This window comes from Edaphobacter sp. FHG110511_03 (genome assembly GCF_059115365.1).
Genome location: NZ_JBZYWL010000039.1, coordinates 1 through 1927, shown reverse-complemented (window position 1 = coordinate 1927; position 1927 = coordinate 1). Strand labels below are relative to the sequence as shown.

The 1927-nt window shown below is 58.7% G+C and carries 1 protein-coding gene; it reads left to right on the top strand.

What is annotated here, in order from left to right; genetic code table 11:
- Window positions 1-372: 372 nt before the first annotated feature.
- On the top strand, window positions 373-1848 hold the full coding sequence (gene ltrA / locus AC5S26_RS29825; RefSeq protein WP_494188582.1) for a group II intron reverse transcriptase/maturase: 1476 nt from the start codon (window positions 373-375) through the stop codon (window positions 1846-1848).
- The last annotated feature ends 79 nt before the right edge of the window (window positions 1849-1927 follow it).

The window sequence follows — 1927 nt, the reverse complement described above, 5'->3', positions numbered from 1 at the left end:
AATCGCCAATGCAGTGCGCCGGGATAAACCGGCATGAAGCAGGGAATGAAAGAGTCCTACGAGAAAGGAGTAGCGAACCGCTCGGCCCCGAGTTTTGCGCTGCGCACTGCGAGGTGTTCGGCGAAGCGTAAACAGGGGTACAGGTGGGCTGGGTATTGAGCTCCGAAAAGATGCAATCAGGACGCTGACGCTTTTGCATTGGCGGAAGGCAACATGGGTGGGAGCGACATCGCAAGTTCCTGCTCGGTCCTGCGTAGTCGTAGACCCCAGACACGCCTGGAAGCTTCATGCACGAGAACCGGGAGACCTCGGAGACGCCTGCTGCCAACCAGTAGCAGGACGGCGGGTGAAGGCTTAGGCCGCAAGGCCCGCATGAACGTCACCGAGGAGTCGGACAGCGGCATAGTACCTATGAATCATTCGAACAAAGTCGAGCAGTCGATGGCGGAGAGTGAGGAGGGAAGGCCGCTGGTCAAGGAGAACATCCATCAGTCCAGCACGCGCCCGACACAGAGCGGGGCACGCGTGTCACAGGGGCTGGCGGGTGTGCGGAAAGCAGCAAGGGAACACAAGGAGATGAAGTTCACTGCTCTGCTCCACCATGTCACAGTCGATCTGCTAAGGGACAGCTTCGGTTCTCTGAAACGCAAGGCTGCGCCCGGTGTGGATGGGATGACATGGCAAGAGTATGAAGCCGGGCTGGAGGGTCGGCTTGCCGATCTGCACAGCCGGGTGCATCGCGGTGCGTATCGGGCGCTTCCATCAAGAAGGGTCTACATCGAGAAAGGCGACGGACGGAAGCGTCCGCTCGGAATCGCCGCACTGGAGGACAAGATCGTCCAGCACGCAGTGGTCACCATCCTCAACCATATCTATGAGGAGGACTTCCTCGGCTTCTCGTATGGATTTCGTCCTGGACGCAGCCAGCATAAGGCGCTGGATGCGTTGTCTTATGCGCTCGTGAAAAGGAAGGTGAACTACGTACTTGATGCCGACATCCAAGGCTTCTTCGATAACCTGGACCAAGCATGGATGATCAAGTTCGTCGAGCATCGCGTCGCCGACCAACGCATCCTGCGCCTGATCCAGAAATGGCTCAAGGCTGGGGTGAGGGAGGAAGGCAAATGGTCGGACACGGAGACAGGTAGTCCGCAGGGGTCGGTGATCTCACCGCTCCTTGCCAACATCTATCTCCACTATGTGTTCGATCTATGGGTGGACGTCTGGCGCAACAAGTGTGCGCGAGGCGAGGTGATCGTCCTCCGCTATGCGGACGACATCGTCGTCGGCTTCCAGTGGGGTACGGACGCAGACCGTTTTCGCAATAGCTTGGGAGAACGGCTGGAGAAGTTCGGACTGGATCTGCACCCAGAAAAGACGCGCCGGATCGAGTTCGGGCGGTATGCCGAACAGAACCGGAAACGAAGAGGGGAAGGCAAGCCGGAGACCTTCGACTTCCTTGGCTTCACGCATATCAGCGGGAAGAATAGAAACGGGTCTTATGCCGTGCGCCGCATGACGATCCGCAAGCGCATGCGAAAGAAGCTGCAGGAAATCAAGCAGCAACTAAAGATGCGCATGCATGATCCCGCGCCTCAGACAGGCGCGTGGCTCAGGTCAGTCGTACAGGGGTACTTCAACTACTACGCTGTACCCGGAAACCTCGATAGCCTCGGGCTGTTCCGGGAGCGCGTGCTCCGCTACTGGGGGCAAACGATGAAGCGCCGTAGTCAAAGACACCGGTACGCCTGGGCGCGTCGTCTCAAGCTGGCTGCACAATGGCTTCCTACACCTCGTGTGATGCATCCTTGGCCCCTTGATCGCTTCGCCGCCACTCATCCGAGATAGGAGCCGCATGCGCTAATGAGCGCTCGTGCGGATCTGTGCGGGGGGCGATCAGCAATGATCGTCCCTACCGCGACCTCAT